The sequence below is a fragment of the Streptomyces sp. NBC_01428 genome (assembly GCF_036231965.1).
Lineage (GTDB): Bacteria > Actinomycetota > Actinomycetes > Streptomycetales > Streptomycetaceae > Streptomyces.
In genome coordinates, this window is sequence record NZ_CP109499.1 from 716843 (window position 1) to 737493 (window position 20651).

General features: G+C 72.3%; 19 protein-coding genes. 8 read left to right on the forward strand and 11 right to left on the reverse strand.

The features are described 5' to 3' along the window. Window positions 1–44 precede the first annotated feature (44 nt). Entirely contained in the window at window positions 45–860 is an 816-nt protein-coding gene (locus OG406_RS03065; protein WP_329183770.1) for a hypothetical protein, read from the reverse strand. Window positions 861–1106: 246 nt separating this feature from the next. Here OG406_RS03065 and OG406_RS03070 point away from each other — a divergent pair, with 246 nt between their 5' ends. Next, window positions 1107–2501, forward strand: coding sequence for a PhoX family protein (locus OG406_RS03070; protein ID WP_329183772.1), 1395 nt, complete (start codon window positions 1107–1109; stop codon window positions 2499–2501). A gap of 86 nt (window positions 2502–2587) precedes the next feature. On the opposite strand, the gene OG406_RS03075 is transcribed toward OG406_RS03070, so the two are convergent. After that, the gene (locus OG406_RS03075; protein ID WP_329183774.1) at window positions 2588–3325 is read right to left on the reverse strand and encodes a YoaK family protein; all 738 of its coding nucleotides are present in this window, start codon (window positions 3323–3325) and stop codon (window positions 2588–2590) included. Between the two features lie 159 nt (window positions 3326–3484). Between OG406_RS03075 and OG406_RS03080 the strand changes: the two genes are divergently transcribed. After that, window positions 3485–3907 (forward strand): hypothetical protein, encoded by a 423-nt coding sequence (locus OG406_RS03080; RefSeq protein ID WP_164375543.1) that lies wholly within the window; start codon window positions 3485–3487, stop codon window positions 3905–3907. A gap of 51 nt (window positions 3908–3958) precedes the next feature. On the opposite strand, the gene OG406_RS03085 is transcribed toward OG406_RS03080, so the two are convergent. Continuing rightward, window positions 3959–5554, reverse strand: a complete 1596-nt coding sequence (locus tag OG406_RS03085; protein WP_329183777.1) for a glycerol-3-phosphate dehydrogenase/oxidase — start codon at window positions 5552–5554, stop codon at window positions 3959–3961. Next, window positions 5551–6159 carry a TetR/AcrR family transcriptional regulator gene (locus OG406_RS03090; RefSeq protein ID WP_267049637.1) on the reverse strand — a complete coding sequence of 203 codons (609 nt, stop codon included), beginning with the start codon at window positions 6157–6159 and terminating at the stop codon, window positions 5551–5553. The genes OG406_RS03085 and OG406_RS03090 overlap by 4 nt, the downstream gene beginning before the upstream one ends. A gap of 84 nt (window positions 6160–6243) precedes the next feature. Between OG406_RS03090 and OG406_RS03095 the strand changes: the two genes are divergently transcribed. After that, window positions 6244–7833, forward strand: a complete 1590-nt coding sequence (locus OG406_RS03095; protein ID WP_329183779.1) for an FAD-binding oxidoreductase — start codon at window positions 6244–6246, stop codon at window positions 7831–7833. Window positions 7834–7925: 92 nt separating this feature from the next. Continuing rightward, entirely contained in the window at window positions 7926–8807 is an 882-nt protein-coding gene (locus OG406_RS03100; RefSeq protein WP_266619016.1) for a diacylglycerol kinase family protein, read from the forward strand. A gap of 34 nt (window positions 8808–8841) precedes the next feature. Here the strand turns inward: OG406_RS03100 and OG406_RS03105 are convergent, their stop codons facing one another. Both OG406_RS03105 and OG406_RS03110 read right to left on the reverse strand, forming a co-directional pair. Then, complete coding sequence (locus OG406_RS03105) at window positions 8842–9795, reverse strand: L,D-transpeptidase (RefSeq protein WP_164375548.1); 954 nt, start codon at window positions 9793–9795, stop codon at window positions 8842–8844. Between the two features lie 213 nt (window positions 9796–10008). After that, complete coding sequence (locus OG406_RS03110; RefSeq protein WP_329183782.1) at window positions 10009–11460, reverse strand: MFS transporter; 1452 nt, start codon at window positions 11458–11460, stop codon at window positions 10009–10011. 410 nt (window positions 11461–11870) lie between these two features. On the opposite strand from OG406_RS03110, the gene OG406_RS03115 reads away from it, so the two are divergent. Next, window positions 11871–13790: a CASTOR/POLLUX-related putative ion channel gene (locus OG406_RS03115; protein ID WP_329183785.1), complete on the forward strand. Its 1920-nt coding sequence runs from the start codon at window positions 11871–11873 to the stop codon at window positions 13788–13790. 244 nt (window positions 13791–14034) lie between these two features. Here OG406_RS03115 and OG406_RS03120 read toward each other — a convergent pair whose 3' ends face one another. Next, complete coding sequence (locus OG406_RS03120; RefSeq protein WP_329183787.1) at window positions 14035–14205, reverse strand: DUF5670 family protein; 171 nt, start codon at window positions 14203–14205, stop codon at window positions 14035–14037. A gap of 298 nt (window positions 14206–14503) precedes the next feature. On the opposite strand from OG406_RS03120, the gene OG406_RS03125 reads away from it, so the two are divergent. Beyond that, entirely contained in the window at window positions 14504–15292 is a 789-nt protein-coding gene (locus tag OG406_RS03125) for an SAM-dependent methyltransferase (protein ID WP_081224532.1), read from the forward strand. Window positions 15293–15353: 61 nt separating this feature from the next. On the opposite strand, the gene OG406_RS03130 is transcribed toward OG406_RS03125, so the two are convergent. Further along, window positions 15354–15752, reverse strand: a complete 399-nt coding sequence (locus OG406_RS03130; protein ID WP_267049633.1) for a DUF4440 domain-containing protein — start codon at window positions 15750–15752, stop codon at window positions 15354–15356. An 83-nt stretch (window positions 15753–15835) separates the two neighbouring features. Between OG406_RS03130 and OG406_RS03135 the strand changes: the two genes are divergently transcribed. Then, window positions 15836–16186: a hypothetical protein gene (locus tag OG406_RS03135; protein WP_164375553.1), complete on the forward strand. Its 351-nt coding sequence runs from the start codon at window positions 15836–15838 to the stop codon at window positions 16184–16186. A 109-nt stretch (window positions 16187–16295) separates the two neighbouring features. Here OG406_RS03135 and OG406_RS03140 read toward each other — a convergent pair whose 3' ends face one another. Then, window positions 16296–16913 (reverse strand): phosphotransferase-like protein, encoded by a 618-nt coding sequence (locus OG406_RS03140; protein WP_329183790.1) that lies wholly within the window; start codon window positions 16911–16913, stop codon window positions 16296–16298. A gap of 125 nt (window positions 16914–17038) precedes the next feature. Beyond that, entirely contained in the window at window positions 17039–17857 is an 819-nt protein-coding gene (locus OG406_RS03145; RefSeq protein ID WP_329183793.1) for an alpha/beta hydrolase, read from the reverse strand. Window positions 17858–18216: 359 nt separating this feature from the next. Between OG406_RS03145 and OG406_RS03150 the strand changes: the two genes are divergently transcribed. Continuing rightward, on the forward strand, window positions 18217–19281 hold the full coding sequence (locus OG406_RS03150) for an Lrp/AsnC family transcriptional regulator (protein WP_329183795.1): 1065 nt from the start codon (window positions 18217–18219) through the stop codon (window positions 19279–19281). A 581-nt stretch (window positions 19282–19862) separates the two neighbouring features. Here OG406_RS03150 and OG406_RS03155 read toward each other — a convergent pair. Continuing rightward, window positions 19863–20567, reverse strand: a complete 705-nt coding sequence (locus OG406_RS03155; RefSeq protein ID WP_329183797.1) for a DUF2470 domain-containing protein — start codon at window positions 20565–20567, stop codon at window positions 19863–19865. Window positions 20568–20651 lie beyond the last annotated feature (84 nt).

Sequence of the window (20651 nt, forward strand, 5' to 3'; positions counted from 1 at the left end):
CCACGACCCGTCGGCCCGAGCCGCTCGGGTCCGGGAAGCGACCGTCAGGGTGCGCGGCTCGGTTCGACGTCGGTCTCGTGTTCCGTGCCGGAGGGTGCGAGGGGGTCGGCGTCGCGGTCCCAGTTCAGGGCGGCGATCGTGGCGGGGACCGCGACCAGCGCCGAGACGATCACCGTCATGACCACCGCGGCCCAGGTGTCCCAGAGACGGCCGGCGAGGATCGCCGTACCGATCGGCACGGCCACCACCCCCACGGCCTTCGCCACGCCGAACCGGACACGGGGCGCGACGGGGCGGCCGGCGGTGAGGCGACGGGCCCGCCGCGCGCTGCCGAAGGCCGCGAGCAGGGCGAGGACCGCCGACCACACACAGACCAGGGTGAGTCCGACGAGGACCGCGGCGTCCTCGTCCGGCAGACCCGGGAGCGTCTCGCGGACGCCGTCGTGACCGACCGCGACCCGGACATCCCGCCAGGTGGTGACCTCCACCGTGTCGCCCGGCTCGATCAGTTCGGACAGGTCCCCGTGCGCGTCGAGGTCCAGCGGCCGATCGGCGGGGGCCGGAACCGGTGGCTTCAGCTCGACGCGGAAGACCGTCGTCCTGCCGCTCCTGGCCGAGCCGGCGGACCACACCGTCCCGCGGATGGTGCGCAGGCAGTCGGCCCGGGCAGGCTCCCGGCCGTCACCGCGGCACGGCTTCGCCTCCAGGAATGCGCGTTCGGCAGCGACCCGCTCCGGGACGTAGGCGCCGGGCCCCGCGGCCGCCGCCAGCAGGGCCACGCCCAACAGGGCCCAGGCCACGGCGTGTCGCCACGCCTGTCGCACCCGGGCCGCCACCCACCACTCGTCCACCGTCCGCACCGTCGCTCCCCCCGTTCCCCTGTTCTCGCGAGCATTCAGCCAGTCGTCCCGATGCTCGCGGCAGGGCGGATTCCGGCAGCGTCCTGTGCGGCCCGCCTGCCGGAATCTTGCGAATGGGTGTCGGATGTCCTCGCCATGCCCCCTGGGAGGCGAGTGACACGGAGGGCCGGAGTGGTTCCGGCGGCCTGCGCGGCGTGCTACACACAGCGGGGTCACAGTCCTGTCCGCCAACAGGAAGGTCGCACCATGTCCCAGGACAGCCGTTCCACGACACGACGTCAGGTGATGGCCCGCACAGCGGCGTTGGGCGGCGCCCTCGCCTTCGCCGGGAACCTCACTGAACTGTTCGCCGGAACCGCAGCCGCACAGCCCCTCGGCCACAAGAGCTACGGACCCCTGATCCCCGACCCCAACGGTCTCCTCGACCTCCCCGCGGGATTCCGCTACCGCGTGCTGTCCCGCGAGGGCGACCGGCTCCGTTCCGGCGAGGGCCTGGTGCCCAGCAACCACGACGGCATGGCCGCCTTCGCCGCACGCTCCCGGACCGGCCGGGACCGGGTCCACCTGGTCCGCAACCACGAGAACCGCGTCACGGCGAAGATCCCCGTCCCGACCGTCGAGGGCCTCACGTACGACCCCATGGGCAAAGGAGGCTGTACGTCCCTGGCGTTGGACGAGCGCGGACACGTCCTCTCCGAGCGGGTCGCCATCGCCGGAACAGCCGTCAACTGCGCCGGGGGGCCCACCCCTTGGGGCACCTGGCTGACCTGTGAGGAGACCGAGGACCAAGCGGGCACGAACGGCTACACCAAGGACCACGGGTTCATCTTCGAGGTCGATCCGACCGACCCGCACCGCACGGGAGCCGTACCGCTCACCGCCATGGGACGTTTCCAGCACGAGGCCATCGCGGTCGACCCGCGGCGCGGCATCGTGTACGAGACCGAGGACGCGTTCCTGAAGCCGTTCGGCCTCTTCTACCGCTTTCTGCCCGACAGGCCGCAGGGCGGAATCGGTTCACTGCGCGCGGGAGGCCGCCTGCAGGCGATGCGCGTCCCGGGCGTGGCGGACCTCTCCACGATCCAGGAGACCGGTGCCACCTTCCGTGACATCGAGTGGGTGGACGTACCGGATCCGCTGGCCGCGCAGACACCCGTCCGGTTGCAGGACTTCGGCCCCCGAGGCATCACGCACGCGCAGAAGCTGGAGGGCTGCTACTGGGGCGGCAGCTGCGTGTACTTCGTCTCGTCCTTCGCGCACAGCACGGACGGATCGGCGGCCGACCACTACGGACAGATCTGGCGCTACGATCCGACGGCGCGACGGCTCACCCTCGTGATCGTCTTCGGCCCCGGTACCGATGTACAACTGCCCGGCGAGTCACCCGACAACATCTGTCTGGCGCCGAGCGGAGGCCTCATGGTCTGCGAGGACGGCAACGGAGCGCAGCACGTCTTCGGGGTGACCCGGCGCGGGGAGGTGTACGCCATGGCGCGCGGCGCGCAGAACATCGGCACCCCGGAGGCTCCGGAGTGGGGCGAGTTCGCGGGGGTCACGTTCTCCCCGGACGGCCGGACGATGTTCGTGAACTGCTACACGCCCGGGACGACCTTCGCGGTGACGGGCCCCTGGCACGACTGACCCACGTTCCGGGGCCTCCCCGGCGCCAGGTCGTCTCGCGGCCGTGCATGATGCACGGCCGCGAGGCGGGCTGTCCGGCACACCGGTCAGCCGACCAGTTCCGGGGCGAGCAGGCCCTGGCGGGCGAGCACCACGTTGAGGCCCGCGACGATCAGCACGGCCGCGGCGAGGGCGAGCAGGGCGTGTCCCGTCCCCCACGGCGTCATCAGGGCTCCGAGCACACCGCCCGCGAAGATGCCGACGACGGTCGCGAGGAGGCGGACGCGGATCGTGCCCCGGAGCGGAGTCGAGGGAACGGCTCCGGCGAGTCCGTGGATGAGACGGACCAGGGACATCTGGGCCAGCTGGGTGGGCATTCCGGGGACGGCTGCGCGCAGCGCGGTGTCGGCGCGCAGCCCCATGGCGAAGGCGACGATGGCGATGACCAGGTAGTCCGGGTCGTCGGTGAGGGAGCCGGAACCGTGCCTCCAGAGCGCGGTCAGGCCCGCGAGTCCGAGGAGCGCCCCTTCGATGGCGAGGGCCGCGGCGAACCAGTGCCGGCGCCGTGCGACAAGGCCGGTGGTGACCAGGGCCCCGGCCGCCGCGCCCAGGACGAAGGCGGCCAGCGCGGAGGCGGTGCGGCCGACCGTCACCTGGCCCTCCCCCGCCACGGCGAAGGCGAGGAACAGCACGTTGCCCGTGGCCAGCGCGGTGAAGACATGTCCCATGGTCAGAAAGCTGACCGCGTCGACCGCGCCCGCGAGGACGGTGAGGGTGGTCATCACGACGGTCTGCTGCCGTTCGCGACGGTCGGCCGGGAGCGGTGGTCCGGATTCTTCACGCATGCGGTCAGTCTCGGCACACCGGCCCCTCGGCCGGCCGGTGTCGGTCCCGACACGCGACAGGCGTGCCGCCAATGGTGGCCGACCGCGATGTCAGTGGCCCCTCCTAGTCTGATCTTCCCTCGGTCGATCGACCGCTGAACGGTGAGGAGATACAGCGACATGGGTGGCGACTGCTGGACTCAGACGGGCCCCTACCAGCCGGACCTGGCAGCCGCGTTCCGCCGGGCCCAGGAGGAGCAACTGGCGCAGGACGACCACGGATTCCCCGGCCTGACGGTGGAGGAACTGTGGCGCGACCCGGACTGGCACGAGTACGTCTTCACGGGCGGTACGGGCACGGTGCTGGACCAGCCGGGCATGATCGACGCGGCCGACCGCTCCAACGACGGTCCGTACATGCGCCCTCTGACCGACGAGGAGATACGGGCGTTCGCCCCGGACGGGCGCCCGACGGTCGAGGTGTGGAGGGCCGCTCTGGACGACGACCGGCTCTTCCCGGACCGGGCGCAGGGCAGATGCACGGTGCTGTACACGGACGGTGAGCCGACGCACATCGCCTATTGGGGAGTGACGGCGGACTGAACCTCGGGCGGGTGTGACGGCACGTCCGCCCGGAGGTCCGGCCTCGGCGTGTCAGACGGGCTGTGCCGCGGTTTCAAGTGCCTCGCGGGCCGCCGCCGTTGCGGCTTCGCGGTCCAGGGGCACGAGCCCGATGCGGGTACGGCGGTCCAGCAGGTCCGCCTCGTCCAGGGCGCCCTCGTGCCGGGCGGCCCAGAGGAGCGCGGCGCGGGTGACGGGGTTGCCGGGGACCACGGGCTCGTTCAGGCGGGGGTCGCGTGCGCCCAGCGCGTGGACGGCGGGAGCCTCGGTGCCGTAGCGGCGGATGAGGTGGCCCGGGGCCGCCAGGGAGCCGAGACGGTGCGGTGCCGCCGCCCCGACGAGGGGCAGTGAGGCGGTCGGTGAGGGGCCGGCGCGCAGACTGCGGGCCGCGACGGCGGTGTCCACGGCGTCCTGCGCCATGCGCCGGTAGGTCGTGAGTTTCCCACCGACCACGGTGACGACCCCGTCGTCCGAGGTGAGCACGGCGTGACGGCGCGAGATGTCGGAGGTGCGCGCGGTCTCGCCCGACCGGGTCGGCGCGGTGTCGAGGAGGGGGCGCAGTCCCGCGAAGGCGCCGACGACGTCGGCACGCCTGACCGGGGTGTCCAGGGCGGAGCCGAGGACGTCCAGCAGGAAGCCGATGTCCGACTCGGGGACCTGCGGCACGTCCGGCAGGTCGCCGTCGACGGGTTCGTCGGTCAGGCCGACGTACACCCGGCCGTCGTCCTGGGGCAGGACGAGGACGAAGCGGTTGGTCTCCCCGGGGATCGGGATGTGCAGGCCGGCGGGCAGCGGCCCGAACAGGTCGGCGCGCAGGACGAGATGGGTTCCGCGCGAGGGGCGGATGCGGATGCCCTCGACCAGCTCGCCGGCCCAGACGCCGGACGCGTTGATCACGGCGCGCGCCCTGATCTCGCCCTGTTCTCCGGTGAGTTCGTCACGGACGCGGGCACCGGTGCCGCCGATCTCCAGGGCCCGCACCCGGGTGAGGACGCGTGCCCCGTGGGCGGCCGCGCTGCGGGCGAGGGCGGTGACGAGGCGGGCGTCGTCGGTGACCCGGCCGTCCCAGGACAGCAGGCCGCCGCGCAGGCCCGCGGGGCGGACGGACGGTGCCAGGTGGCGGGCCTCGACGGCGGAGAGCCGGCGCGGTGCGGGCAGGGTGGCCCGGGCGGTCCGTGCCGCGAGGCGCAGCGTGTCGCCGGCCCGGAACCCGGCCCAGGCCAGGGATGCCTGGCCGCGTGACACGAGCGGGGTGAGGGGGAGGACGAAGGGCTGGGCGCGCACCAGGTGGGGCGCGGTGCGTTCCATCAGCACCCCGCGTTCGACCGCGCTCTCGTGAGCGACGTCGAACTGTGCGGAGGCCAGGTAGCGCAGGCCGCCGTGGATGAGCTTGGAGCTCCAGCGCGAGGTACCGAAGGCGAGGTCGTGGGCGTCGACGGCGACGACGCTGAGGCCGCGGGCCGCCGCGTCGAGGGCGACTCCGGCGCCGGTGGCTCCGAGTCCGACGACCAGCACGTCGACCACGTCGCCGTTGACCGCTTCGGCCAGCTCACGGCGGCGGCGGGCGGCGGAGAGGGACGATCCGGGAGCGGGTCCGGCCGGGCCGGACGGGCTGCTTGCGGGGCTCATGGCGTGAGGGTCCTCTCCAGAAGGGTGCGCAGTTCGTCGAGGAAGGCGGCGCTGGTCAGCTCGGGGTCGTCCTCGTCCGTCATGGTCCGCAGGGACAGGGTGAAGGACTGGACCACGAGCAGCAGCGCGCGGGCCTGCCGGTCGACCGGGGCGCGCCGCACCGATCCGTCGGCGTGCCCTTCCTTCAGAGCGTCGGCCAGGAGTCCGAGCAGGGCCTCCTGGCTGGCTCCGCGCCGGTCCAGTACGTACGGCAGGAGGAGTTCGGGATCGACGTCGATGATCTTCCGGAAGAGCGGGTGGGCACGGAAGGCCTCGATGCCGGCGACCAGTCCGTCGACGATCAGGGTGCGTGTCCGCCCGTCCGACCGCGGCTCCGGCATGGCACCGGTCGCCACGTCGATCCACTCACGGGTCATCAGGTCGCCGACCAGGGACCGCACGTCGGGCCAGCGGCGGTAGAGCGTCATACGGGAGACGCCCGCGCGGCGAGCTACGTCCGTCAGCGTCGTGCGCCGCACCCCGACGGCCAGCACGCAGTCGCGTACGGCGTCGAGGACAGGGTCGCTGTCCGACCGGTCCGAGTGGTTGTGACGAATAGGCGCCATGTGTAACAGTGTAACGCCCTGGGCGGCCGTGCGGGAGACGGCGCGAAGCGAACCGACCGATGACGACCGATGAGGACGACGTTCATGGACATGCTGTGGAGTGGCTGGGGCGACCCCGCCAAGGCGGCGCCGCTGCCCGACTCGGTGACCGGCCTGCTGCGGGATCTGCTCGGCGTCAAGCCGCGTGACACCGACACGCCCGTGCTGGCGGAGATCTCCGTCGCCGAGCCCCCGCCGGCCGCCGCGCTGCGCGCACTGGCGGAGGCGGTGGACGGCGAGCAACACGTGCTCACCGACACGGAGAGCCGGATCCGGCACACCCGTGGAAAGTCCACGCCGGACCTGCTGAGGATCCGCGAGGGCGACACCGAGGACGCGCCCGGGGCCGTGGTCCTGCCGGGCAGCCACGACGAGGTCCTCGCCGTGCTGCGCGTGTGCGCCGAACACGGCCTCGCCGCCGTTCCGTTCGGCGGCGGCACCTCCGTCGTCGGGGGCCTCGCCCCCGAGCGCAGCGCCTTCGTCGCCGTCGACCTGCGCCGTATGAACGGTCTGGTCGACCTCGACCCCGTCTCCCGCACCGCCACCCTCCAGCCCGGTCTGCGCGCCCCCGACGCGGAAGCCCTGCTGGCCGAACACGGTTTCACCCTCGGACACTTCCCGCAGTCCTACGAGTGGGCGACCATCGGCGGATTCGCCGCGGCCCGCTCCAGCGGTCAGGCGTCCGCCGGATACGGCCGCTTCGACGAGATGGTCCTCGGCCTGACCGTCGCCACCCCCGAAGGCACGCTGGAGGCGGGCCGCGCGCCCCGCTCGGCGGCCGGACCCGACCTGCGCCAGCTGATCCTCGGCTCGGAAGGCGCCTTCGGCGTCATCACCGCCGTGACCGTGCGGGTGAAGCCGCTGCCGCGGAGCCGGATCTACGAGGGATGGCGCTTCGCCTCCTTCGAGGAGGGCGCCACCGCCCTGCGCCGCCTCGCGCAGGACGGACCGCGCCCCACGGTGCTGCGGCTGTCCGACGAGACCGAGACCTTCGTCGGTCTCGCGCAGCCGGACGCGATCGGTTCGGCCGAGGCCCCGGCGGACGCCGGGTGCACGGCGATCGCCGGATACGAGGGGACCGAGGCCGACACGGCGTACCGCCGCGAGCAGGCGGCCGAGGTCCTGCGCGCGGCCGGGGGCACCTGCCTGGGAGTCGAGCCCGGCGAACGCTGGGCCCACGGCCGCTACTCGGCGCCCTACCTGCGGGACTCCCTGCTCGACGCGGGCGCCTTCGCCGAGACCCTGGAGACCGCGACCTTCTGGTCACGCGTCCCCGCGCTGTACGCGGCCGTCCGCACCGCGCTGACCGACACCCTCACGGCGGCCGGGACCCCGCCCCTGGTCATGTGCCACATCTCGCACGTGTACGAGAACGGCGCCTCCCTCTACTTCACCGTGGTCTGCGCCCAGGGCGAGGACGCCGTGGCCCACTGGGCACCGGCCAAGGAGGCCGCCAACGAGGCGGTGCTGACCGCGGGCGGCACGATCAGCCACCACCACGGGGTCGGCACCGACCACCGCGACGCGTACGTCCGGGAGGCCGGCCCCCTGGGCATCGAGGCGCTGCGGGCCGTCAAGCGGCGCCTGGACCCCGACGGCGTCTGCAACCCCGGGATCCTGCTGCCGGTGGACTGACCACACACGCTGCGCCCTTGCACCGTTTCCCCGTTGCGCCTTTTCCCCGTTTCCCCGCTCCGTCCCCCTCTTCACCACCCGGAGGCACACCGATGCGACAGTTCACCGCCGTCGTCAATCCCACTGCGGGCGGCTCCACGGGGGCGGCGGCACTGCTCCAGCTGGCCCGCCTCCTCCGGGAGGCCGGCGCCGGGCTCGACACCGAGTACAGCCGCAGCCTGTCCCACGCCCAGGATCTCGCGCGCGCCGCCGGCGAACGGGGCCGGATCGTGCTCGCCGTCGGCGGCGACGGGATCGCCGGAGGCATAGGGGGCGCGCTCAGCGGGACGGACACCGTCCTGGGGCTGGTGCCGGCGGGGCGCGGCAACGACTTCGCCCGCGCGCTTCAACTGCCCACCAGCGCGGCCGAGTTGGCTCGTGTGCTGCTCGACAACGAGCCGCGCCGCGTGGACACCATCGAGGTGGAGTCGGCGGTGCATGCCCGCACGGTGGTGCTGGGCAGCGTGTACGCGGGTGTCGACGCGCTCGCCAACCGGCACGCCAACCAGGCTCGGTTGCTGCGCGGTGCGGCCTCGTACTACGCCGGCGGTCTGCGCGCGGTGACGGCGTGGCGTCCCGCGTCGTACCGGGTCACCGTCGACGGGGTGGAACACCCGCACCGCGGCTATACGGTCGTCGCGGCGAACTCCGCTTACTACGGCTCGGGACGTGTCATCGCCCCGGCAGCGCGCGTCGACGACGGCCTGCTGGACGTCGTCATGATCCGCGAGGCGCCGCGGCGCCTGTTCTTCACCCTGATGAACGAGCTGAAGACCGGCGCCCACGTCGACCGGCCCGAAGTGGTGATCCTGCGGGGCCGGGAGATCCGTATCGAAGCCGACCGGCCGGTGCCCTACGGTGCCGACGGGGAGGTCGAGGCCGTCCTCCCCGTCACCGCCCGGGTGCTGCCCGGCGACCTGGCCATGCTGTTCTGACCGGCTCCGCGACACGGAGCCGGTCAGCCGCGCGTCATCCGGCGGTGACGGCTCCGGTCGCGCTGCCCGCCAGCCACTGGTCCCAGCTGAGGTTGAAGGAGGCGTAGCCGTTGTCGGCCGGGGCCTTCGCCCGCGGGGATCCCGTGACGGTGATCGGGTCGCCCTGCTTGACCTGGCCGTAGAACCACTTGGCGTCCGAGATCGACAGGTGGACGCAGCCGTGCGAGCCGCGGGCGCTGCCGCTGCCCGGGTTCGGGTCGCCGGTGGAGTAGTGGACGTACGTGCCGGACTGGGTGAGGTGGACGTCCCACGGGAGGGTCAGGTCGTAGTAGTCAGGACTGCCCTTCGTGCAGCTGATGCCGACGCTGCACGAGGTCATGTGGACCTTCTCCTGCTTGTCGATCACCGCCATCGTGCCGTTCCACGTGGGGTACTGGGGGCTTCCCGCGTTGATCGACAGGGTCCGCACGGCCTGCCCGTTCTTCGTGACCTTCATGGTGTGGCCGGTGGCGGAGACGTCCGCGCGGACGTCGTCGCCGACCGTGAAGTCGTGCACGTAGGACCGGGTGCCGTAGCGGCCGTTGCCGTTGGCGACACCCTTCAGCTCGGCGTCGATCTTGATCTTCGTCCCGGAGGCCCAGTACGTCTTGGGCCGGAAGTCGGCGCGCCGGTCGCCGAACCAGTGCCAGGCGCCCTCCATCGGCTGGGACGCGGTCACCTTCATGTGCTTCTCGATGCCGGCCCGGGCCTTCTGGGCCACCGGGTTCGTGAAGATCACCGAGATCGGCATGGCGACGCCGACGGTGGTGCCGGACTGCGGCGTGATCGTGTCCAGCAGCATCGGTGGGCCCGCGGGCTTCGACGGCGACGGCTTCGCGCTCACCGAGGGTTTCCCGGTCGCGCCCTTCCCGTCGTCGGAACTCGCCTTCGGGGACCCACCGCCACAGGCGCTGGTGCCCGCCAGCACCGCCACCGTGACGAGTGCCATTGTTATTCCGCTGCGTCGCTTCACTTCTACCCCGGCTCGTGGTCGTGCTTGCCTCACTGCTCTCTTGGACCCTGTCCGCCTGCCCACGGTTGCAGTCCGCATGTAAAGCGTGATTCAAAACCGGCCACGCGCGGTCGGTGCCGCGGCTTGTCCGTCGTCCGCACGCCCTCGTCGACCGGGTGCCTTCGCGCGGGTCCTGGGCCGTGCGTGGCCTCAACGGGCGGCGCCGGGAGTCGTCTCGACCTCGTTCGGCACCGGGTCGGCCGTGGGGGAACCGCCATGGGAGCGGATGAGGGGTACGAGGAGTCCGGCGCCGGCCACCGCCAGCACGGCAGCTGCCCTCAGGACGCCCTCGATCGCCGAGCCGTCCGACGCCGCCCCGGCGGCCGAACCGCTGAGCGCCTCCAGAACGGTCGCCGCCACCGCGACGGCCACCGCTCCCCACAGCACCAACGACGTCAGGACGAGCCCCGACGCCGCCGCGAGCCGCCCGGCGGACACGTACGACTGGGTCGCCACGTTGGTGAGTGCCCAGCCAAGTCCCAGGCCCACGCCGACCACCGCGAACACGGCGGTGTAGAGCGCGAGCGGATCCGCCCAGGTCAGGGCGAACAGCCCCGCTCCGCTCAGCACGAGACCCACCGCCATCAACACCTCCGGGCGTCGGCGGCGCGCGAGGTGTCCGGACCAGAAGCTCGCCGAGCCCGCGCCCGCCGACAGGGCCAGGAAGACGAGCCCCGAGTTGAACGGCGACAGCCCGCGGGCCTGTTGCAGGTACAGCGCCGACAACACCGCCACCAGGCAGTAGACGATGTTCGACACCGTGCCCGCCGCCGTCACCGTCACGAACGGCCTGTTGCGCAGCAGGGAGAGGTCGATCAGGGGTTCCGCCGTGCGCCGCTCGACGTACACGAACAGGCACAGCAGGAGCGCGCCCGCGACGAAACAGCCCACCGTGGCCGCGGAACCCCAGCCCCAGTGCGCCCCCTGGTCGACAGCGAGCACGGCCGCCGTCAGACCACCCGCCAGCGTGACCGCGCCGGGCAGGTCCATGCCCCGCGCGGCTCCTTCGTCCCTGGTCTCCTTCACACAGCGCAGCATCAGCAGGGCCGCCGCCGCGCAGAACGGCACGTTCAGGAGGAACACCGCACGCCAGCTGACGTGTTCGGCGAATGCCCCGCCCACGAAGGGACCCAGCGCGGTGCCGACCGCGCTGAAGGCCAGGACCGTCCCCACGGCACGGCCCTGCCGGTCGTCGCGGAAGTGAGAGGTGACCACGGCCACGGTGACGGGGAAGATCAGTGCCGCCGTCATTCCCTGGACCACGCGCCCCGCCGTCAGCCAGGCCGTGTTCTGCGCGAGGCTGCACACCACCGACACCACGGCGAAGCCCGTCAGCCCGCAGACGATGACCCGCCGTCGGCCGTAGAGGTCGGCGGCCCGTCCGCCCACGATCATCAGCGCGCCGAGGGTGAGCATGTAACCGCTCACGAGCCACTGCAGGTCCGTCGTCGGTGTCCCGAAGTCGCGGGCGATGACCGGCAGCATCAGGTTCAGCGCGAACCAGTCCATCTGCACCAGGAGCATCGAGATGGAGGCGGCCGCGATCACCGCTCGGTCCCTGCGCGAGAACAGCCCCGGCGTCCGGCCTGCGGGTCCGCTCACGACGACCATCCCCTGCCACGGGTCTCCCTTTCAGCCTGCGTGCGCCGGGAGGGCCGCGCAACCGAGGGCGCCGCAACCGGCGGGCGAGGGTGTCCTGGTCGTACGACGTGCGGCGCAGGTCGTACGACCAGGGGCCCGGGATCCGGAACCGTGGGCCCGCGGTTCACACGCCGCTGCCCGAAAGAATGAATCGGTTCCGGATTCCAGCGTGTCCGGACCGCGAAGACCGCACTGTGCATATGCGGCCCGTCGGCATCCCGTGCCCGCGGGCCGGGGAGCGGCCGGGTCGGGTCGCGTTCCGGTGCGATGTGGGGGTGGGAGTGGAGCGGGAAGGGCAGCGGCCGGTGCCGTTACCTGGCCGGTTGCGGTATCGGTTCGACCGTACGCTGGCACGCAGTACGGCCAGGTTGATGGGCTGGCTGGTGGTCTCCTGCCTGGCCGTCGTCATCCCGGTGAGCGCGCTGCTCGTGTGGACGGACCCCGCCGCGCCGCGGTCGCTCGTGGAGCGGCTGGAGGCGGTGTGGCGCACGAGCGCGCAGACCCTGCGCCTGGGCGAGGCGAGCGGCACCCCGCTGCGGATGGCGCTGTCGGCCGTACTCGGTCTCGTGGCGTTGTTGTGCGTGTCGACGCTGGTCGGTGTGATCACCACAGGCCTCGAGAAGCGGCTGACGGAGCTGAGCCGTGGCCGGTCGACGGTGCTGGAACAGGGGCATGCCGTGGTCCTCGGCTGGTCGGACCAGGTGTTCACGGTGGTGGCCGAGTTGCTGGCCGCGCAGACCGCACGGTCCGGGCGTCGGGCGCAGCCGGTCGTCCTGCTCGCCGACCGGGACAAGACGGAGATGGAGCGGGCGCTGGCGATCCACGTCGGTGCGGCGGCGCGCGGCCGGGTCATCTGCCGCAGCGGACCGGCCAGTGATCCCGCCGTCCTCGCGCTGGTCAGCCCCCAGACGGCCCGTACGGTACTGGTGCTTCCCTCCGGCGAGGCCACCGGCGACGCCGAGGTGCTGCGGATACTGCTGGCGCTGCGCACCGTCCTCGGGGAGGACGCACAGGGACCGCCGGTGCTGGCCGCGGTGAGTGACGACCGCTTCCGGGCACCGGCCCGGCTGGCCGCTGGACGGCACGGAACCGTCCTGGAGTCCGACACCGTCACCGCGCGCCTGATCGCCCACTGCGTCGGCCGGCCGGGCCTCTCCCTCGTCCTGCGCGACCTCCTCGACTTCGCCGGCGACGAGTTCCATCTCACCGACGCCGTCGCCTTCGAAGGACGGCCCTTCGGCGCGGCCCTCCTGGGCCACGCGAACGCGTGCGTGGTCGGGCTGTTCACGGCGGACGGACGTACGGTGCTCAATCCCGCGCCCGAGACCGTCGTCGAACCGGGAAGCCGGCTGATCGTCGTCGCACGGGACGAGGACTCCACCCGGAGCGAGGACTGCAGACGGCTCGTGGACCCCTCGGCCCGCGCCGTGGCGGTGGCGCCTGCCGCGGACGCGGCCCGGCTGCTCCTGCTCGGCTGGAACCGCCGTGCGCCCCTGGTCATCGCCCAGTTGCGGGACACCGCGCGCTCCGGTTCGGTGCTCGACGTGGTCACGGAGGGGGCCGTGCCCGGGGCCGAGAGGACCGTGCCGGGCCCGAGCCGGGAGCCCGGACCGCCCGACACGGCGGACGCCGCCCGGCTGGAGGTGCGGTTCCGGTCGGCCGCGCTGTCCCGGCCCGAGACCCTGCTCGGGCTCGACCTCGCCCCGTACGACGCGGTGATGGTCCTCGGGCCCGACGCGGGCAGCGGACCCGACCGGCCCGACGACTGGACGCTGGTCACACTGCTCGGCCTCCGGCTGGTGGAACAGCGCACCGGCCGGGACGTGCGGGTGGTCACCGAGCTGACAGACGACCGCAACAGGCCGCTGGCGCCGCTCAACCCCGGCTCCGACGTCATCGTCAGCGGTGAACTCACCGGCCTGCTCATGGCGCAGATCGCGCAGAATCCGCATCTGGCCGCCGTGTTCGAGGAGTTGTTCTCGGCGGAGGGCAACACCATCTGCCTGCGGCCGGCCGGGGACTATGTCCGGGTGGGCACCACGGCGACCTTCGCGACCGTGGTCGCCGCCGCGCGCGACCGCGGCGAGTGTGCCATCGGCTACCGGCGGCGCGACCAGTGGGCGCTCTCCCCCGCCCACGGCGTGTGTCTCAACCCGCACAAGGGGGAACGGCGCGAGTGGGGCGCCGAGGACCAAGTGGTCGTCGTGGCGGTCGAGTTCACGGGCGCCGCTGCTGACGGCGGTGGTCTCGGGGCGCAGGAGGAGCGGGTCGGGCGACAGCGGACGCCCTGAACGGTCCGGGACGCGCGTGACCGGGGGCCCGCGACACCTTGGAGGTCGCGCGGTTCCCGGCGCGCGGGTGGCGGGCCTCCGGCCACACACCACTCCTATCCCACAGCGCGGGCGGGAACGGCGCGGCGTTCGCGCATTCACAGAAGGGGGCACACCCCTTCACGTTCGGGGCACACCGAAGCCGAGGGCCCGGACGTGTGTCACGTCCGGGCCCTCGGCCCACTCAGGTGGAGCTGCCGGTGACCTACCAGCGGTACCAGCGGCCGCGTCCGCCGCTCGGACCGGCGGAGCGCATCACGAAGCCGAGCAGCCAGACGGCCAGAACGACCACCGCGACGATCCACAGGGCCTTCAGCGCGAAGCCCGCGCCGAAGAGGATCAGGGCGAGAAGAAGAACAAGAAGCAGGGGAACCATAGTTATCGACCTCCAAGGCTTCGAGTGCCCGGGAATGCTCGCCACATGGGTTGTTTTTCTTGCGAACTTGAGGGCACTCAAACGCGTTCGGTCCTGTGCTCGGGACACACTCGGGCCGCACCGGACGTCCCGAACCGGCGGGCGAGCAGCCGAAGCGGGACGAACGGCTACCGCGAACGTCACGCAGCCGAGTTCACCGTCCGGACTCAACTCCCCTTGTGCACCGAACACATGGCACATCCGAGTAGGATGATCGAACACTCGACCTGCCCTGCTCACTGGTGCGATGGGAGCTACCATGACGATCGATCCGCAGCCGTTCCCGCCGATCGACACCAGCAAGGCACACCCCGCGCGGGTCTACGACTGGCTGTTGGGCGGCAAGGACAACTACCCGGTCGACGAGGCCGTGGGAGAGAAGCTGCCGCCCGAGGCCAAGGACGCCGCCCGGCAGAACCGCCAGTTCATGCACCGCGCGTCCGCCTGGCTCGCCCAGCAGGGCATCGACCAGTTCCTGGACATCGGCACCGGCATCCCCACCGAGCCCAACCTGCACCAGATCGTCCAGGGCATCGTGCCGACAGCGAGCGTCGTCTACACGGACAACGACCCGATCGTGCTGCGGCACGCCGAGGCCCTGCTCGTCAGCAAGCCCGAGGGCGCCACCGACTACATCCAGGCCGATGTCCGGCAGCCGCAGGACATCGTCCAGCACGCCCGGCACATACTCGACTTCACGCGCCCGGTCGCGATGTCCCTGATCGCGCTGATGCACTTCATCCCCGACGAGCAGGACGCCCACGGCATAGTCCGCAACCTGATCGCCACGCTCCCGTCGGGAAGCTACCTGGTGCTGTCGCACGCGTCGTCCGACCTCTATCCCGAACTCTCCGCGCAGGTCACGGCCGAGTACGCCAAGGGCGGCATCAAGCTGGGGTTCCGCACCCGGGGAGAGGTGGAGCGCTTCTTCGACGGCCTCGACCTCGTGTCGCCGGGCCTGGTGACCGCCACCGAGTGGAACGCGGCGAACGAGGCCGTGACGCCCGAGGAGAGCGGCATCTACGCCGCGGTCGCCCGCGTTCGCTGAACCGCTGAGGAGATGTCCGGCCGCCCACCTCCCACGGGGGGGGCGGCCGGTCGCTCCCCGATCAGGGCGCGTCGTACCAGGAGAACGCGGCGATCCTCCAGCCCTCCGGGGTACGGACGAACTGGATCGCCTTGGTGCCGCCGCCCTCGAAGGGCTCGCCGTCCAGGACGCCGGCCTTCCGGTACTCCCCGAACCGCGCCGCGACGTCTCCGGCGATGTCGGTCCGTTCCGAGGTCTCCCACTCGTGGAACTCCGCCAGCCGGCCGTCGGCCAACAGCCGTTCACGCGGTTCGACGAACTCGTCCACGGTGTAGGCCGTGAACTCCGGCCCGGTCTTGACGATCACCCCGCCCGGGATGACCAGCCGACGGATCCGGGCCACATCGGCTGCCGTGCCGCCCCGGTTGTCGAAGGCCCCGAAGAACTCGGCGGTCAGCGCGTCTATCTCCTTCTTGGACATGACGGGACAGTACATCCAGTGCGCCGGGACGCGGAGGCCGGAGCGGCACATCGCCCTCGCGAACGGCCCGATAGGTTGCCCGTATGCCTTCTGTACTCGTGGTCGGTTACGACCCGCACGCGATCCCCGGCATCGACGCGGACCCTCTGCGCCAGGCGCTCGACGCGGAGTTGGCCCGGTTCGGCGAGCACGGTGTCGACGCGGCCATGACGCTGATGGTGTTCGACGAGACGGCCGAGCCCACGCTGATCGCCTCCCTGACGAGCAGGCCGTGGGACGTCGTGGTCGTCGGCGGCGGGATCCGCAAGGCCGAACCCCTGCTCCCGCTCTTCGAGTTGACCGTGAACCTGATCCGGCGCCACGCGCCCCGGGCTGCCATCGCGTTCAACACCAGCGGCGGCGACAGCGTCGAAGCGGCCCGGCGCTGGCTGTGAGCAGGAACCGTCCGACGGAACGAGGAGGGACCCGCGGCCCGGGCGTCGGCGTCGGCGTCGGCGTCGGCGAAAACCTTCGCGCACCGGGGGCCCCCGGTCCGCGCCGGCTTCAGTCCCGCAGGGACAGCGTCCGTCTCAGGGTCTCGAACGCCGTGGGGCGGGGCCGGTGCGGCAGGAAGCCCTGGATGCGGCGGGCGCACTCCGAGGGCGTGTGCACGCTGGTGTCGACGTCGATGTCGTGCGGTCCGTGCGCGTGCACCTGCGCGTACTGAAGGGCAGCGAGACCCGGCGAACGGTCACCGCGGTCGGCTTCACGGCGGTTCAGCTCGGGAAGGGGGCAGCGGACCGCGACCAGGACGGTGTCCTCGGGGACGAGCAGGTCCAGGAGGTCGAGCAGACGCCAGCGGCGGCTCAGGGGGTAGTCGACGACCAGGTTGTTGCCGCCCGCCGCCATCCCGGCCACGGCGCGGTGGAATCCCTTGGCCGTACGGTCGATCTCGGCCTGGAGTTCGCTGTCAGGGATCTGCCGGCCGCCGCGCAGGGCGTGGAAGGCGTCCACCGGCATGTGGAACCACGTTCCTTCCAGCCGGTCGAGCAGCGCGCGGGCGATGCTGGTCTTGCCTGAACTGGACGTGCCGTTGAGCAGGATGACCGTGCCTCCGGCCGCCGTTTCGGGGATACGTGCGTGGAGCGCGTCCGCGATGTCCGGAGCCTCTTCGGTCGCCATGTGGCGCCCTCCCTTTCCGGCGCGGGCCGTCGCACCGCCTGAGCCGCCTGAACTGCCAGCCTGATCATCTCAACCCGGTCGGCTCGACACGCGCGGCGCCCACCCCGCCCGGCTTCGCCCCCTGCTCACGTACGACCTCTTCCCTCCCGTACGACGTCGGTGGCGGCGAGGTGTTTCCGCAGGAACGCGACCTCCGCCTCGACGGCCTCCTCGTGCGCCTCCAGGAAGGGCGCGTAGTGGCGGCCTTCGAGGTGCAGCACCTCGGCGTGCGGCGCCTTGCGGGCGGCTTCGAGGGCGGGGCCGGGAAGCGTGCTCCGGTCCTGGTCGCAGACGACCAGCAGCACTGGACACCGGATCCGGGAGGCGTGGAGGCCGGGCCGGTATCCGCCCATCTGGAGCGCGATCCGTGCGGCGACGGTCTGATCCCAGTCGCTGTAGCGGTGCTCGGGGTCGAGCGCGCGGTCACCGTCCATGGCGTCGGGCGTGGTGAGCGAGGCGACGTCACCGCGCACTCCGGCGGTGGGGATCAGCAGCGGAGGCCTGCCGAGGAGACCGCCGAGCGCGTCCGCGACGGCGCGGCCGGTGAGGCGCAGGAGCGCGAGAGGGGTCATGGCGCGCAGCGCGTTGGGAGCGAGCGCCCGGCCATCGACGACCGGCGACTGCGCGATCACCGAGGCCAGGCCCGGATGGTCGGCCGCGACGCGGAGGATGTGGCCGCCGCCCAGGGAGAAGCCCCAGAGCGAGATGCCGCGGGGGTCGACGTCGGGCAGATTGGCCGCGAAGTCGATCGCGGCCTGCCAGTCGGCGCGTTGCTCACCGAAGCGGACGACCTGGCGGGGGGTGCCGCCGCTCTCCCCGAAGTGCCGGTGGTCGAAGGCCAGGACGGCGAAGCCGGCGTCGTTGAACCGTGCGGCGAAGCGGTCCGACGCGGGTTCCTTCGTCACGGCGGTCCCTCCCGCCATGATCACGCAGCCGCCGTTGGTCCCCGGGTGGTACCAGGCGGCGCAGGAGGTGTCGCCGCTGGCGAAGCGTACTTTTTCGCGTTGACCGGATGTGGGCACTGGGGCCTCCGTGGGTGAGTCGGTCCGTCGTTCTGGGGACTCTGTCGGTTCTCGTGCGGTCGCTCGGCTCGCGCGGACTGCGTTCGCTTCTCTCGCGGACTGCGTTCGGGCTTCTCGCGGGCTCGGGTCTCCCGCTTGCCCACGTCTCGTCGGGGACGGGGCGAGGTGCGTGACATCCATGCTTGGGCCGAGGTCCCGAGGACGGGCCGCGCGCGGCGCCAAAATGAGCGAAACTTGCCTCCATGGCACCCGTAGCGGCGGATTCCGTACTGAGTACCACCGACCGGCGGCTGGTGGCTGCCCTGCAGTGGGACGGCCGCCTCACCGCGGAGCGGGCGGCCAAGGTGCTGGACCTCAGCCCCGCGACGGTGAGGCGGCGTCTGCACGCGCTCACCGCGGACGGCACCGTGCGCGTCGTGATCTCACCGGTCGCGCGACCGCGCAACGGAGGTTCGGCAGGGGCCCTGTTCCTGCGGATCAGGGTGCTGCGGGGAAAGCTCGACACGATCGTGGCCGCGCTCGCGGCGCGCGAGGACATCCCGTTCATCGACGTCACCACCACGGGGGACGAGATCTTCGCGGTGGCCCGTACGGAACCGGGGTCGCGCGACCCGCTGGTCTTCCGGCAACTGCCCTCCACACAGGCGGTCACTTCCCTGGAGAGCGCCACCATCCTGCACGTCTTCCGGCTCACCTCGGAGTGGCGTCACGACGTCCTGACGCCGGCCGAGCGCGCGGCGCTGAGCCCGGCCGAACCCGACCCCGGGCCGCTCGCCGACGGGTCGCCGGGGCCGTACGGCGTCGACACCGATCCCCTGGAGCAGTCCCTTCTCGACGCCCTGACGCCCGACGCGCGTCTCTCCGCCGCCGCCCTGGCTGCGGGCACCGGTCACCCGGAGACGACGGTCCGTCGACGGATCGCCCAACTGACCTTGCAGGGAAGGCTGGTGACCCAGGTCCTGGTCGATCCCCGCCGTATCGGCCTGCCCATCGAGGCGAAGCTCCTGCTGCACGTGGCTCCCGATCATCTGGCCGCCGCGGGACAGGCGCTGGCCGATCACCCCGCGGTGCACGGCGCGTTCGCGACCTCCGGTCTCTCGAACCTGCACGCGGCGGCCTACTTCCCGGACCTGGCCGCCCTCTACGCCTTCCTCTCCCGCGACCTGGTCGGTCTGGGGATCACCCACGTCGAGACGGCCCTCGTCGGCCGCGCCGCCAAACGCACGCCTCCGCTGGGTCCCGTACCGCCCTCCCCCGCCGTCACGCGGCGCCGCCGACCGGCTTCCGCGGGGCAGGGCAAGGGCTGAGAACCAGCACGCGGTAGTCGTTCCCTCCGGAGGGCGGCGTCGCACCGCGATGGCGTCCATGCGGGTGGCGTATGGCCCGGTGGCGACCCCCCGGGGGCATGAGCCGCGTTGTTCAAGTACCTGTCCACGATCACCCCCGAGAGGACGTCTCGTGCGCCGAACCCTGTTCCTGTCCGTCTGCGCTCTCGTCGCCGCCGCGGCGACCGGATTCTTCACCACCAGCGCCATCCGCAACCGCTGACACCGAGGCACATACCGCCCTCGGCACCATCGCCACCGCCACCGGGTGACACCTGGGTGGGACAGCCCGCGGCCGTCCCACCCGGCCCGAACCCGACGGCCCAGGTCACAACCGCTCTTCCCGGCAGACCCGCCCCCGGCCCTCGGGCAGGCCTGCTCTCGGGAAGCGCTGGCCCCCTAACGCGAAGCGCCACCTCGATGCCGGCCTTTGGGCCGCGGCACGCCCCCCGGTATACCGCGAGCGCCGCCCGATCGCGGGTCCGCGCGACATCACTCCCCGCCGCGGCCGTCTCCTCCAGCGGCCCACGTCGGCGGGGCCCGAGAGCACCCGCGTGCACGCCTCAGGTCACCAGGCGGCCCGTGTGGGAGAGGCGGCGGGCCTCGGACAGGAGCGCGTGGATCTGCGGTCCGACGTGGTCGATGTGCTGGACCGGGGTCTTGAAGGGGAGGCGGACGTCGCGGTGGGTGCGCCGGTACTCGAGACGCAGGGTCAGGCCGTAGCGGTCGACGCCGGCCGGGAGCGCACGCAGCACACCGCCGTCGGGGAGCGGACGGACCAGACGCAGGAGCAGGGGCACGAGTTCGGCGTGCTCGTCGACGAGGTGTGTCAGCATGCCGGCTTCGCTCGTCGCCAGCGGATCGAGTTCGGTCGTCTCCAGTTCGTGGAGGGTCACGTACGAGCGCCCCGAGCCGTCCTCCAGGACTCCCTGCCCGAACTCCATGCAGGTGCTCAGGGTGGAGTCGGGGTCGTACGGCTCGGCCAGCAGGCCGGTCAGGGTGACCCGGGCGCGGAGCCGGTCGCGTACGGGCGTGGGCGCGATGTCGGTGAGTTCCAGCCGGACCGGGACCCGTGCGCCTGCCGGGGCGCCGGCGCCCTCGAAGGGCGCGTGCAGGTGGAAGTGGCCCATGGCACCGGACCCGTCGAGCCGTCGGACCTCCGTGTGCCGCCCGTCGCACACCACCGTCATGGAGTGGGCCGCGGCCAGGATCGAACGGACGCGCTCGACGGCAGTCGGCGCGCTGGCGCGGGCAGGGGTACGACGCATCCGGACCTCCGGGATGAGCGAGTTACTTAGGTATGCCTAACCTAACCCATCGCGAGTACCGATCTGTCGCCGGGGGACGCAGCG

Bases quoted from the DNA above. Each gene is read 5' to 3' on its own strand.
- OG406_RS03140 (WP_329183790.1), bottom strand. From the start codon at position 16,913: ATGGCGACCGAAGAGGCTCCGGACATCGCGGACGCGCTCCACGCACGT.
- OG406_RS03130 (WP_267049633.1), bottom strand. From the start codon at position 15,752: ATGTCCAAGAAGGAGATAGACGCGCTGACCGCCGAGTTCTTCGGGGCC.
- OG406_RS03150 (WP_329183795.1), top strand. From the start codon at position 18,217: ATGGCACCCGTAGCGGCGGATTCCGTACTGAGTACCACCGACCGGCGG.
- OG406_RS03155 (WP_329183797.1), bottom strand. From the start codon at position 20,567: ATGCGTCGTACCCCTGCCCGCGCCAGCGCGCCGACTGCCGTCGAGCGC.
- OG406_RS03090 (WP_267049637.1), bottom strand. From the start codon at position 6,159: ATGGCGCCTATTCGTCACAACCACTCGGACCGGTCGGACAGCGACCCT.
- OG406_RS03105 (WP_164375548.1), bottom strand. From the start codon at position 9,795: ATGGCACTCGTCACGGTGGCGGTGCTGGCGGGCACCAGCGCCTGTGGC.
- OG406_RS03125 (WP_081224532.1), top strand. From the start codon at position 14,504: ATGACGATCGATCCGCAGCCGTTCCCGCCGATCGACACCAGCAAGGCA.
- OG406_RS03085 (WP_329183777.1), bottom strand. From the start codon at position 5,554: ATGAGCCCCGCAAGCAGCCCGTCCGGCCCGGCCGGACCCGCTCCCGGA.
- OG406_RS03135 (WP_164375553.1), top strand. From the start codon at position 15,836: ATGCCTTCTGTACTCGTGGTCGGTTACGACCCGCACGCGATCCCCGGC.
- OG406_RS03070 (WP_329183772.1), top strand. From the start codon at position 1,107: ATGTCCCAGGACAGCCGTTCCACGACACGACGTCAGGTGATGGCCCGC.
- OG406_RS03100 (WP_266619016.1), top strand. From the start codon at position 7,926: ATGCGACAGTTCACCGCCGTCGTCAATCCCACTGCGGGCGGCTCCACG.
- OG406_RS03095 (WP_329183779.1), top strand. From the start codon at position 6,244: ATGGACATGCTGTGGAGTGGCTGGGGCGACCCCGCCAAGGCGGCGCCG.
- OG406_RS03115 (WP_329183785.1), top strand. From the start codon at position 11,871: ATGGGCTGGCTGGTGGTCTCCTGCCTGGCCGTCGTCATCCCGGTGAGC.
- OG406_RS03120 (WP_329183787.1), bottom strand. From the start codon at position 14,205: ATGGTTCCCCTGCTTCTTGTTCTTCTTCTCGCCCTGATCCTCTTCGGC.
- OG406_RS03080 (WP_164375543.1), top strand. From the start codon at position 3,485: ATGGGTGGCGACTGCTGGACTCAGACGGGCCCCTACCAGCCGGACCTG.
- OG406_RS03075 (WP_329183774.1), bottom strand. From the start codon at position 3,325: ATGCGTGAAGAATCCGGACCACCGCTCCCGGCCGACCGTCGCGAACGG.